Genomic DNA, 11,776 nt, shown 5'->3' with positions numbered 1-11,776 from the left:
GTGATGCGCTATCCAGAACCTACGGTTGCTGCAGCATGCCTTTTGCGGCCTCGCCAATGATGCGAATGCCTTTGACAATATCGTCTTCGCTTACCCGCGAGAAGCCAAGCCGCAGCGTATGGTGGCCGCCTCCGTCCGTGAAGAAGATGTCACCCGGCGTGAAAACAACCCCTTGGGCGGAGCAGACCTCTAGCAGTTCCCGTGTCCGAAATCCCGGATCAAATTCTACAAACAGATGCAGTCCGCCGTCCCCCGACAAGCGCTTCATCGGAATCGATGCTTCGCAGCATTGGGTGGCCAGCTCGTATTTCCGCTTATATACCGCCTTCACGCGCTTTAAATATTTTTCGAAATTGCCATTGTACAAATATTGATACAGCAGCGATTGATCCAGCGTCGAGGTATGGATGCTGCGCGCCCGCTTCACGCTCTCCAGAACGTCGATCAGCGTCCGGTCTGCAAGCACCCACCCCACCCGGATTCCGGGAAATAAAATCTTCGAGAAACTGCCTAAATAAATCAGGCTGTTATTACCCTCTCCCACACAAGCGGCCAGCGGAGCAATATGCGCCCCCGAGTATCGCAGTTCCTCGTTAAATCCGTCTTCAATGACCGGAATTTGAGCCTTGCCAAGCAGGCGCAGCGCCTCCAGCCTCTTCTGCTGGGACATGACGATTCCGGTCGGATTGTGATAGGAAGGCACGAGATAGGCTGCATCGTAGCTCCCTTGCGACAACGCAAGCTCCAGCTTCTCCAGGCTGATGCCATCGGGCTCCATATCTACGCCGGCAATGTCATAGCCGTGCATTTTGAAATTTTTAATCGCCGTATGATGGGTCGGATTTTCACACAGAATACGCCCGGATTCCTTGTTCAGAACAGATAAGACCAGGTTCAATCCTTCGGTAAAACCGCTCGTAATGAGCAGATCCTTCCCCTCCATGTCAACGCCCTTATTCTCCATGTAAGCAGCAAGATATTCGATGAGCGGCTTGTAGCCCTTGGCATAGCCATAATTGAGCAGAACCTCGCCCTCCATCGCCATCCGGTCCAGAAACGCGCGTCTCACATTCGGCAGATCAAACAGCTTCTCGTCAGGCGCGATGCTTGTGAACACTATGGCGCCTTTAGGTGCTCGTATGCCGTGCTTCATCAGGTCATGGGCCTCCGCAAGTCTGGCGTAATCATTCAGCCTGGCTCCCCAATCCAGCTGCCCGCCTTGCGGCTTCGCCTCACTGTCCCTGGAGGACGGAACCGCAAAATGCCCTCGGCCCTTGACCGCATAAATATACCCTTCATCCTCCAGATCAGCGTAGGCGCTCAGTACCGTATTGCGGCTCACATGCAACAGCGCGCTCAACTCGCGCGTGGACGGCAACTTCTGGTCACCTTGAATGGCTCCGGTCATCATCAGCCGCTTCATATAATCCTTGACCTGTATATATGCCGGGCGATCAGACGCCAGCTTGAAATCGGAATACATCCCATAACCCCCTTGATTACTATGATGGCACAAAATGAACTGAACCACTAGAACCACAGCACGCCGGTTTCAGAAGGGGCGTGGTTGGTCTTGTTCAGAGGGAGCAGAAATAACATAAGGTGATAGGGATGAATTGTCGTACAACTATCGGCAAATAAAAAAAGGCTGTCTCTTCGTCATCTACGATGACTGTTGAGACAACCTCTCTTGAAAGCCCACTATCCCCGTGCTGCGGCATCCGCATAAAAAATAATGGTGTAAAACTTGGCCGTATCCGTCCCGGGGTTGCGGTAGCGATGCGGCCGGTTCGCCGAGAAATGCAGGGAGCTTCCCGCTGGCACCCGGTAGCTCTCATCGTCACACCACAGTTCCAATTCGCCTTCATGGACAAAAATATATTCCTCGACCCCGTCATTATGCGCCTCAGAGCCATAGTCGCAGCCCGGGTCCATCACAACCATGTAGGATTCGAATTTGGTGCGCAAATTGTAGGAGAACAGAGGATGCACCCGGTATGCGCCATCAGCCTCCATGAAAGGCTCCGATTCATCCGGCGATACGACCGTAACCTCCGGCTTCACCTCTTCAATCAGCGTCGTAAAGGATATGCTCAGTCCGTTCACAATGCGCCACAGGACGGAAATGGTCGGGTTCGAGTCCCCACGTTCAATCTGACCGAGCATCGCCTTGCTTACCCCTGTCAGTTCAGCCACATTATCCAGGCTCAGCCCCCGTGATTTCCGAATCGCCTGCAGATTTCTGCCTACCTTCTTATGAATTGCTTCCAATCGAATTATTGCCCTCCTTCAATGACATCCGGCGAATCAGCCAATCTTGGCGCGGTCTTCCCGGAGCTTCTGTGTCAATTTGGATATCATATCGTCCGTCATACGATCCAAATCATATTGTACATCAAAGCCCCATTCTTCGCGCGCCGAAGACGTGTCAATCGAGTCCGGCCATTCCTCGGCGATCCGTTGCCGCACCGGATCAATCTCATATCGCAGCACAAACTCCGGCACATGCCTGCGAATGCTTGCCGCAATCGCCTCTGGATCAACGCTCATCGCGGTCACGTTAAAAGCGTTGCGATGCTTCAGCTTCGAGCCGTCGGCCTCCATCAGCTGAATAATCGCCCGGATCGCATCCGGCATATACATCATATCGAGGTATGTTCCCTGCGCAATATAACTTGCGTAACTTCCACTATGAACCGCAGACCAATACATGTCGACCGCATAATCGGTCGTTCCTCCCCCAGGCGGCGCCGAATGAGAGATCAAGCCCGGAAAACGCAGACCGCGGGTGTCCACCCCGTATTTATGAAAATAATAGTCGCACAGCAGCTCCCCCGACACCTTGCTCACGCCGTATATCGTTGCTGGTCGCTGAAGTGTGTCCTGCGGCGTACCCTGTCGCGGCGTGGTCGCGCCGAATGCAGCGATGGAGCTTGGCGTGAAGAACTGGCTGGCCAGCGTACGCGCCGTCTCCAGTCCGTTCAGCAATCCGCCCATATTGAGCTGCCAAGCCAGAATCGGATCCGCCTCCGCTTTCGCGGACAGCAGTGCAGCCAAATGGATGATCGCATCGGCGCGAAAATCGTGTGCCGTCTGGTAGAACGCAGCCCCGTCAGTCACGTCCAGCACCTGAAACGGGCCGGACTTGGCCACCTCATGATCTGTCAGCCGAATATCGGTGGCCAGCACCGCGTCCGTACCATAGCTTTGCCGGAGGACGGTTACCAGGTCAGATCCAATCTGGCCCAGCGCCCCGGTGACCATAATTCTTTTCATCCCCGATAACCTCCTTTAATGAATCAATCCGAGCTCGCGCCCGATTCGCTCATAGGCATCCAGCGCCTGATCCAGCATGTCACGGGTATGGATGGCGGTCGGCATGTTGCGAACGCGTCCAGTCCCCTTTGGAACGGTCGGGAACACAATCGCTTTAGCATACACGCCCTCTTCATACAGCCGTTGGCTGAATGTTTGCGTAGCCGCTTCGTCGCCGATCATGCATGGCGTAATCGGCGTCTCGGTAGCACCGACTGAGAATCCGAGCTTCTTAAGTCCCTCCTGCAAGTAGCGGGCATTGTCCCACAGCTTGGATTGCAGTTCTTGACTGCTGTGCAAAATGTCGATGGCCGCAATGCAAGCCGCTACCGCTCCCGGTGGAAGCGCTGTCGAGAACAGGAACGGTCTGCTCCGCACCTTTAACCAGTCAATCAGCTCCCGGGAACCGGCTACATAACCGCCAACGACGCCCACCGCCTTGGACAAGGTGCCGATCTGAAAATCGATTTTGTGTGACAGGCCAAAATGCTTCACCGTGCCTGCCCCGCCTCCCAGCACGCCGGAGCCATGCGCGTCATCCACGTAAGTTATGAGATCGAATTGTTCCGCAATATCGACGATTTCCGGCAGCTTGGCAATATCGCCATCCATGGAAAATACCCCGTCGGTAATCACCATTATTTTCTCATACTGACCGGAAGCTCTAGCTTCCTTCGCTTTATTCCGCAAATCCTCCATATCCGAGTGGCTGTAACGGATGACTTTGGCTCTCGACAGACGGCAGCCATCGATAATCGAAGCATGGTTAAGCTCATCGGACAAAATCGCATCCTGCGGCCCCATCACCGCCGATATGGCAGCCATGTTGCAGTTAAACCCCGATTGATACGAAAGCACGGCCTCCGTGCCTTTAAATTTCGCCAGCTTCTCCTCCAGCTCCACATGCAGCTGAAGCGTACCATTGATAGTGCGAACCGCACCGCTGCCGGCTCCGTACTGCTCGGTGGCGCGAATTGCCGCCTGCTTCAGCCGGTCATCGTTCGCCAATCCGAGATAGTTGTTGGATGATAGATTGACCAACTCCCGCCCATCAATCGTGATCACCGGCCCGTTCGGCCCCTCTAATGATTGAATCGTATTGTACAGCCCGTTTGCCTTGAGCGCCTCCAGATTTTCTGTTAAAAAAGAAGCCAATGACCTGCTTGTCATCCCCATTCCCTCCCGCACATGGAAATTCAAAGTATGATTTCACCCCTATTGTATGCAATCCTACCCCTTTGTGCAATATATTAAACAAAAATATGTTATAGCAAATTCCTCAGTGTCTTGGTATCTTGGTGTCTTGATATCTTTATTCATTGCTTTAGCATGATTATCCCTATAAGTCAGGACAGAGGAGAGAACAAGGAACAGGCAAGATGAAAGAGTAAACAAATAGAGGTGGGGATCCATGGATCATTCAAATGATATTTTCGACTTGATATGGGAACATTAGTTCGATATAATACAGATAATAGAACACATGTACGTATTTTGTTGTTTGGAGGGGACGAGTGGAAATGGATGTTCATCTGGAAGCAGCGCTTCAATCCTTCAATAGTCGTTATTCTAGCGAGCAAGCTTGCATGGAAACACTGATCGCTATGAAGTGGCCGAGCGGCTTCATCTGCCCGCGTTGCGCACACACCCGGTGTAGCCGTCTGACCTCACGGCGCATCCCCTTGTTTGAGTGCGGACGTTGCAAGCATCAAACGTCGGCTCTGGTTGGCACGATGTTTGAAGGAACTCGTCTGCCTCTGCTCAAGTGGTTCATGGCCCTGGAATTGTTCCTGCTCCCTGATGGCATCTCGGCGATGCGGCTGAGTCAGGTAATTGGGGTTACTTACAAGACTGCGTGGCTCATGCTGCACAAAATACGCCATGCCGCCCTGGAATTCGATGCCCGGGAACTGCTCTACGGAGAGGTAAAGGTGAACTCCGATCAGTATGGACGTAATCCCTCCCGGTGTTCAGTTTCGCATCCGTATGCCACGGCGGTCACCGTCGCCTGCTCGGTAGCGGAGTCCGGCGAGCTGCAGCAGGTGAAAATACGCCTGGTGCCACATAAGCGAGGAGGCGATGAAAGGGCAACCCGCCGCGATTTAACCGCATTCATTGACGAGCATGTGGATGCCGGTACATCAGCGGTTCAATTGTTTCCTCAAGCCTTTCGGTTGTATGCTCCTTTGCGGAAAGTGGTTAGAGAGGCGTGGCAATCGCTGAAGAGTACGTATGGAGCTCTGGGAGTTAAGCATCTGCAGGCATACCTGAATGAATACACCAGACGCCGCTGGCTACGCCTGTCCGGAACTGTTGAAACGATGCGGCATAAGCTGCTGCAGATCTGTATGGCGATCCCCGCGCTTCCCTACCGCCAGCTGATCGAAGTCCAACGGAAACAGCCTTTCGCGGCTGTTTCGTGAACGTGAGAATGGAAAGGTGATGGGCACTCTGTTTCATTTTGCGTGGGCTTTATCTTCTGCTCCGCCCTTTTCACTTCGCCTAAACCTGGAACTATTGTCGGGTCTGTTTCATCTTGTAAAATTCAGGATTTACTGCCTAGTTTGGTTCATCTCGTCTAAATGTAGAACCTTTGTCTGGCTCGGTTCATCTCATCTAAATTCAGGATCTGCTGCCTGGCTTGGTTCACTTCACTTAAACTTCGACCTTCGCCTGAGACAAGCTCATGATCTGCAATTGGCCTAGTTAGTGCCTTTACCAAAATATATCTTCTTCTGAGCATGTAAATTTATCGCTCTTCCTAGTTGGCTGTTTCTGTACTACCTGATCTCTGTGCTACCTGATCTCTATGCTGCCTGATCTCTGTGCTACCTGATCTCTGTGCTACCTGATCAAAAGGGATAATGATGCAAAGTTCCTGAATAGCGAGTGTTAATCCGCTACTCCGCAGTTACTCCACAGCTGTGCCGCAGTTTCTCTGCCTCTATTTTGCATCTACGTTGCATCTATCCTTGCATCTATCCTTGCATCTATCCTTGCATCTATTTTGCATCTACTCCGCAATCGCCCGGTGCAGTGCCTCCACATAGGCCTCGGCAAGCTTGGACAGCGACACGTTCTTATGATTGATCCAGCCTACGTTGATCGTCTCGTCACAGTCCAGCGGCACCGGAATAATTTCATTGCCGTTCAGATCCGCGCTCAGCACGCCGGTGGAGATCGTATACCCATTCAGACCGATCAACAAATTAAACAATGTAGCCCGGTCGTTGACACGAATGCTTTTCTTGTGAGACAGCGTGCTCAGAATTTCCTCAGAGAAGTGGAAGGAGTTGTACTCCCCCTGCTCAAAGGACAGGTACGGATAATTTTGCAGCTCCTCAATGGTCACTATCGACTGCTTCGCAAGCGGATTTTTAATGCTGATGAATATATGCGGCCGTGCCGTAAACAAGCTTGTAAACTGCAAGCCCGCATCCTTCAACAGCTTGTTAATCACCTTGGAGTTGAATTCGTTGAGATACAGAATGCCTATTTCGCTCCGCAGCGTCTTGACGTCTTGGATGATCTCGTAGGTCTTCGTTTCACGCAGCGCCAGCTCGTATTCGTCCTGCCCGTATTGCTGCACCAAATAGACAAAAGCATTCACAGCAAACGCATAGTGCTGCGTCGAGACGGAAAAATGCTGCGGTGAAGGCTTAGCGTTCAAATATCTGCTCTCCAGCAGCTCAGCCTGCTCCACCACCTGACGCGCATATCCGAGAAACTCGGCTCCCTCTTTGGACAAGATGATCCCTTTGTTCGTCCGTTCGAAGATTGTAATGCCAAGCTCCTCTTCCAGATCCTTGATCGCACTGGAGAGACTGGGCTGCGAAATGAACAGCCTCCTGGCCGCCTCGTTCATCGAGCCGCGGTTGGCAACCTCAATGACGTATCTTAACTGCTGCAAAGTCATAGAAAGCCTCCCCCTTTTTTATATTTACATTGATCATATCAAATTTCGGGCCGACAAACCGATGAAATATTATATCCGTATATCCATAAGACCGGTAGTCGATTACAGAAAAAAGGGACTCCGTTAAGCTATACTTAGCCCCGGAGTCCAGTGTTTGTTATAGGAAGCGACTTCAGGCCGTTGATAGGCCTGAGCTCCCCTGACTTTTCTTCATGAGACGACAACTTCACGCTTCTGCGTCATTCCCGATATGAAACTGCTTCTTGGCCCACTCCGCATAGGACGGATGGCTAAGCAGCAGCTCCTCATGCTTCCCGCTGCCCGTAATGCGACCGTTCTCCAGCACGACAATCTGGTCGGCTTCCACGACCGTGGACAGTCGATGCGCGATGACCACCGTTGTCCGCTCCTCCATCAGATTGTTGAGCGCCTTCTGCACTTCATGCTCGGAGTCGCTGTCCAGGCTGGCCGTCGCTTCATCCAGCAGCAGGATATCCGGCTTCCTGAGCAAGGCTCTGGCGATGGCCACCCGCTGCCGCTGACCGCCAGACAGCTGAATGCCTCTCTCGCCAACCTCCGTATCATAGCCTCTTGGCAGCGATTGAATAAAACCTTCCGCATAAGCCAACCTTGCCACCTCAGCGATCTCCTCCTCGGTCACAGGCTCCTCCCGGCCGTAGATAATGTTGTCGCGGATCGTCCCGGTCATGAGCGGGCTGTCCTGGGAGACGTAGCCGAGCTTTCTGCGCCAGGAGTCCAGGCTGTAATCCCGGATTGGCACCTCCCCAAACTCGATCGAGCCGCTGCTTGGCGTATAGAAACGCTCGATCAAAGAGAACACCGTTGTTTTGCCGCTTCCGCTCGGTCCGACAAGCGCCGTCACTTTTTTGGCCGGAATGGTGAAGCTTACCTCTGACAGAATCGTCTCCCCTTCATGATAAGCAAAGGTAACCTCGCGGAATGCCAAGTCCTGATGTCCCTGCGGAGCCTGCAGCGCTGCGCGTTCTTCCGTCTCCGGCTCGTATTCAAGAATCAGTCTCAAACGCTCTGTCGCCGCCATAACCTTCTGGAGCTGCGTGTAGAACGTGGCAAACTGACTGAAGGGGAACATGATCTGGAACAGCAGCAGGATGAAGGAAACCAGCTCGCCTGCGCTCAGCGCACCCGAGGATACCCGGACACCGCCGTAACCGATAATGACGACCAGCAGCACCACCATCACCATCGACATGAGCGGAATGAGCACCGCATTGATCTTCGCTTCCTTCATGCCGAAGCGGTACAGATCATCCATCTGTTCATAGCCGCTCTTCTCCTCACGCCGCTCGGCGTTGGAGGCTTTAACTAGGCGGATTTCGCCGATCACCTGGGTCAGCATGGCCGACAATTGGGCAAGTTTGCCGTACTGGCTCATGGATACCTTGTACATTTTACCGCCGATTGGCATCAGAATGCCGAAACCGACCGGCACAGCAATCAGAATAATCAGCGTCATTTGCCAATCCAGATAGAACAGGATCGCCACCGCCCCGGCAACGGTAAGCAAATTGGAGAAAAATGAGATGAGGTGGTCGGTGATGAGTGTCTTCACCTCATTCGTATCATTCGTGACCCGGCTCATTGTCTCTGCCGAGCGATGGCGATCAAAGAACGGGACTGGCAGTGCCAGTACCTTGTTCCAGAGTCGCTTTCGGATTTTATTCACCGTCTGGTTCCCGACATAAGCGAGCATATAGTACGAGAACCCGCTGGATACCGCTTCAAGCAGGAACATCGCAATCAGAATGCCAATCGTCTCCATCCGCAGCATATCGGCCGAGAAGCTGTCGATCAGCTGCCCGGTGATCAGCGGAACGATGAGCCCTGTGACCGCTCCGATCAAGCTCAGCACTACTGCAAAGGCAAGCACCAGCTTGGGAATGCCTGCCGATCCCAGCAGCCGGATCAGGTAACGGACGGTCGTCCGTGTGACCGCCCCTTTCTCTTCTTCCATCTTTACATTCTCTGTCGTTTGATCCACCAAGCCTCACTCCTCTTTCCTATCCATATCTTAATTCCTTGAGGAATCGCCCGGTATGCGACTTCTCCACTTGTGCGACCGCTTCGGGGGTCCCCTCGGCCACAACCGCTCCGCCGGCTGCCCCTCCACCCGGACCGATATCAACAATCCAGTCCGAGGCAGCAATTAGATCCATATGATGTTCAACCAGAATAACCGTGTTGCCTGCATCGACCAACCGGTCTAGCAGATGCAGCAGCTGTCTGACGTCGGCGGGATGAAGTCCGGTTGAAGGCTCGTCCAGAAGGTACAGCGTATGCTTCTTCGTCTTCTTGCTTAGCTCCTTCGCCAGCTTAATCCGCTGACCCTCACCGCCGGACAAAGTGCGCACAGACTGTCCCCATTTCAAATAACCAAGTCCAACTTCGCAGAGCAGGCGAGTCAGCTCAAGAACTTTCGGCTGGCCCTCCAGCACCGGCAGACTTTCCTCCACCGTCATATCAAGCATATCGGAGATAGAATACCCTTGATACGTCACCTCGAGCACCTCCGGCTTGAAACGTTTGCCTCGGCATGCCGGACAACGAATTTCGATCTCGGGCAGAAAGTGCATGTGCATCGGTACGACACCAAGCCCCTGACAGGTTTCACAGCGTCCTCCCGGCGTGTTAAAGGAAAAATGCTTGGCAGTCAGCCGGTTTCGTCTGGCTTCAGGCAAGCTCGCGAACACGCTTCGAATATGGGTATACACATCCGTGTATGTGGCTACGTTCGAACGCTGCATGCGAGATACCGGGGACTGATCCACCGTAACAAGCTGGCCAATCGAATCCCAGCCGGTAATGTCCTTGCAGCCGGGAGGCGTCTTGCTCCCGCTGCCTGATTCGGCCAGCAGATCGAATAACAGCGTTGATTTGCCGGAACCGGACACACCCGTTACCGAGACCAGACAACCGAGCGGGAAGGAAACCGTAATTTGCTTCAAATTCCGAAGGGAGGCTTCATGAATCGTTAGTTTGTTGCCGTTGCCCGGCCTTGGCTGCCTTCCCGGCCAATGCCCTCCATACTCCCTATAATAAGCACCCGTCACGGAAGAAGGCTGTTGCAACAGCTGCTCGAATGTTCCTTGGCCTACGACCGTACCGCCCTTCGAGCCTGCTCCCGGGCCGATGTCGATAATATGATCAGCAGCCTGCATCACTTCCTCGTCATGCTCAATGACAAGCACGGTGTTCCCCAGATCACGAAGCTGCTTCAGCACCTGGATCAATCCTCTTGTATCTTTCGGGTGCAGACCGGTAGTCGGCTCATCCAAAATGTACAGCACACCGGTGAGTCCTGAGCCAAGAATTGAAGCGAGCCGCAGTCGCTGGGCTTCACCTCCGGACATCGTGACGACCTGCCGCTCCAGCGACATATAGCCTAGCCCGACGTCCATTATGCGTTTCAGTCTTATTACGCAGTCATGAATGATCGGTTCCACGATATGCAGGTGATCTTCCGAAAGCTTGCCGCCAAGCCTTTCCAGCCAGGTTAATGCATCGCCGATCGCCCAGGCATTGACTTCGCTGATGGATACACCGTCCACCCGGACCTCGCGGCTGCTTTTCTTCAGCTTGGAGCCTTGGCAATCGGTGCATGTGAACTCGTGGAACAGGGAAGCCTCGGAGGATTCGCTTCCTTTCTCCAGATATCTTCGGCGGATCCCAGTCACCACCCCTTCGAATTTGCCTTGACTCACCGTCTTCGGCGGTTTCATGTCTGGGAAATGGCGGGCAAATGGCTCGCTTTCCACACCGTAATAGAGCAAATCGCGCTGGATTTCCGAATAATCCTGCAAAGGCAGATGCTCATCAAACGAAAAGCCGTAATACTTCGCGGCCGCCTTTAATATATTCGTGCTGTAATCCACAATCGCGCTGTACCATGTCGTGACAGCCCCGTCTTTCAAGCTCAGCTCCGGTCTGAACACCGCCTCCATGTTCAGTTCGACTGTATGGCCAAGACCGCTGCAAGTCTCACAAGCCCCTTCTGGCTTGTTGAACGAAAAATGCGACATGGTCAGCTTCTCCAGTGAATGACCGCATCGCCTGCAACGAACCGTCTCAAATGCATCGTAGGGCTCGGAGTCATCCGCAGAGATCTGGGCAGGCACGCCATCGACCGGCGGGGCAACCGTCTCACCGCAAGCAGGGCACGGCCGCTCCCCGAGCTTGGCAAACAATATACGAAGCAGGGTATAGATATCGGTAACCGTCCCGATTGTCGATCTCGGATTGCGATTGGTCACATGCTGGCCAACGCTGATGGAAGGAGATAATCCCTCGATGGAATCGACCTTGGGCTTGCTGACCGAATCGGATACCATGCCCATGGACTCCATATATTGCCTCTGGCATTCCCGCTGGAGTGTGTCCATGGCTAAGGTTGATTTCCCCGAACCGGAAGGACCTGTAACGACGATCAGCTTGTGTTTGGGGATTTCAAGGGAGATGTTCTTGAGATTGTTCTCCCTCGCCCCGCGGATTTTGATGGTTGGGTGCATG

General features: G+C 53.3%; 8 protein-coding genes and 1 pseudogene. 2 read left to right on the top strand and 7 right to left on the bottom strand.

The window, feature by feature from the left end:
* Positions 1 to 19: 19 nt before the first annotated feature.
* From CHH75_RS08415 to CHH75_RS08400, 4 genes are all read right to left on the bottom strand, one after another.
* Positions 20 to 1,483, bottom strand: coding sequence for an aminotransferase-like domain-containing protein (locus tag CHH75_RS08415; protein WP_095397949.1), 1,464 nt, complete (start codon positions 1,481 to 1,483; stop codon positions 20 to 22).
* Positions 1,484 to 1,701: 218 nt separating this feature from the next.
* A complete protein-coding gene (locus CHH75_RS08410; protein ID WP_095397948.1) occupies positions 1,702 to 2,271 on the bottom strand; it encodes a helix-turn-helix domain-containing protein in 570 nt (189 codons plus the stop codon).
* 36 nt (positions 2,272 to 2,307) lie between these two features.
* Complete coding sequence (locus CHH75_RS08405) at positions 2,308 to 3,276, bottom strand: NAD-dependent epimerase/dehydratase family protein (RefSeq protein ID WP_095397947.1); 969 nt, start codon at positions 3,274 to 3,276, stop codon at positions 2,308 to 2,310.
* A gap of 15 nt (positions 3,277 to 3,291) precedes the next feature.
* Positions 3,292 to 4,485: a glycine C-acetyltransferase gene (locus CHH75_RS08400; RefSeq protein WP_095397946.1), complete on the bottom strand. Its 1,194-nt coding sequence runs from the start codon at positions 4,483 to 4,485 to the stop codon at positions 3,292 to 3,294.
* A 350-nt stretch (positions 4,486 to 4,835) separates the two neighbouring features.
* On the opposite strand from CHH75_RS08400, the pseudogene CHH75_RS25230 reads away from it, so the two are divergent.
* Both CHH75_RS25230 and CHH75_RS08395 read left to right on the top strand, forming a co-directional pair.
* Positions 4,836 to 5,015 (top strand): annotated as a pseudogene (locus CHH75_RS25230) (transposase); the annotation flags it as partial.
* 33 nt (positions 5,016 to 5,048) lie between these two features.
* Positions 5,049 to 5,738 (top strand): hypothetical protein, encoded by a 690-nt coding sequence (locus CHH75_RS08395; protein WP_230875637.1) that lies wholly within the window; start codon positions 5,049 to 5,051, stop codon positions 5,736 to 5,738.
* A 590-nt stretch (positions 5,739 to 6,328) separates the two neighbouring features.
* On the opposite strand, the gene CHH75_RS08390 is transcribed toward CHH75_RS08395, so the two are convergent.
* The 3 genes from CHH75_RS08390 to uvrA form a co-directional block, all read right to left on the bottom strand.
* Entirely contained in the window at positions 6,329 to 7,231 is a 903-nt protein-coding gene (locus CHH75_RS08390; RefSeq protein ID WP_095263928.1) for a LysR family transcriptional regulator, read from the bottom strand.
* A 226-nt stretch (positions 7,232 to 7,457) separates the two neighbouring features.
* Positions 7,458 to 9,224: an ABC transporter ATP-binding protein gene (locus CHH75_RS08385; protein WP_095397996.1), complete on the bottom strand. Its 1,767-nt coding sequence runs from the start codon at positions 9,222 to 9,224 to the stop codon at positions 7,458 to 7,460.
* 46 nt (positions 9,225 to 9,270) lie between these two features.
* Positions 9,271 to 11,775, bottom strand: coding sequence for an excinuclease ABC subunit UvrA (gene uvrA, locus CHH75_RS08380; protein ID WP_095397944.1), 2,505 nt, complete (start codon positions 11,773 to 11,775; stop codon positions 9,271 to 9,273).
* Position 11,776: the final 1 nt, after the last annotated feature.

Source organism: Paenibacillus sp. 7541 (assembly GCF_002276395.1).
GTDB classification, from domain to species: Bacteria; Bacillota; Bacilli; order Paenibacillales; family Paenibacillaceae; genus Paenibacillus_AQ; species Paenibacillus_AQ campinasensis.
Note: the sequence above shows the minus strand (reverse complement) of the source record. Positions and strands in the feature narration are given on the sequence as shown.

Coding starts and splice junctions, on each gene's coding strand:
- CHH75_RS08415 (WP_095397949.1), bottom strand. CDS start 1,483: ATGTATTCCGATTTCAAGCTGGCGTCTGATCGCCCGGCATATATACAG.
- CHH75_RS08405 (WP_095397947.1), bottom strand. CDS start 3,276: ATGAAAAGAATTATGGTCACCGGGGCGCTGGGCCAGATTGGATCTGAC.
- CHH75_RS08400 (WP_095397946.1), bottom strand. CDS start 4,485: ATGACAAGCAGGTCATTGGCTTCTTTTTTAACAGAAAATCTGGAGGCG.
- CHH75_RS08395 (WP_230875637.1), top strand. CDS start 5,049: ATGTTTGAAGGAACTCGTCTGCCTCTGCTCAAGTGGTTCATGGCCCTG.
- CHH75_RS08390 (WP_095263928.1), bottom strand. CDS start 7,231: ATGACTTTGCAGCAGTTAAGATACGTCATTGAGGTTGCCAACCGCGGC.
- CHH75_RS08385 (WP_095397996.1), bottom strand. CDS start 9,224: ATGGAAGAAGAGAAAGGGGCGGTCACACGGACGACCGTCCGTTACCTG.
- uvrA (WP_095397944.1), bottom strand. CDS start 11,775: ATGCACCCAACCATCAAAATCCGCGGGGCGAGGGAGAACAATCTCAAG.